Source organism: Streptomyces sp. P9(2023), assembly GCF_032436795.1.
Taxonomy (GTDB): Bacteria; Actinomycetota; Actinomycetes; order Streptomycetales; family Streptomycetaceae; genus Streptomyces.
Genome location: NZ_JAUPWM010000372.1, coordinates 1 through 281, shown reverse-complemented (window position 1 = coordinate 281; position 281 = coordinate 1). Strand labels below are relative to the sequence as shown.

The following is a 281-nucleotide window of genomic DNA, read 5'->3' as shown; positions in this document are numbered from 1 at the left end:
CGCCTGTTTGTAATCCTCTTCAATCTTCGGATCGACCCCGGCAGGATGCAGCTTCCAGATCGCGATGGCCTGCGCGAGATCTGCAACCAGCGGCGGAACCTCGGCCAGCGGCAGCGCGTAACGCACCGCCAGATAGCCGTCGATCATCGCATCGGTATCGGCCAAAGCACGCTCAACAGAGGGCAGGTCGATCAGCCCCGTGGCCATCTCACCCCGATCGGTCAGGTTGACCAGCATCCGCTCGCCGTAGCGTTCAATGAGGTTTCCAAGACTTGCATAGC

1 protein-coding gene is annotated in these 281 nt (G+C 60.9%); it reads right to left on the bottom strand.

What is annotated here, in order from left to right:
• Positions 1–281, bottom strand: a 281-nt coding sequence (locus Q5762_RS37990; RefSeq protein WP_315896874.1) for a DUF1320 domain-containing protein, incomplete at both ends; no start/stop codon positions are given.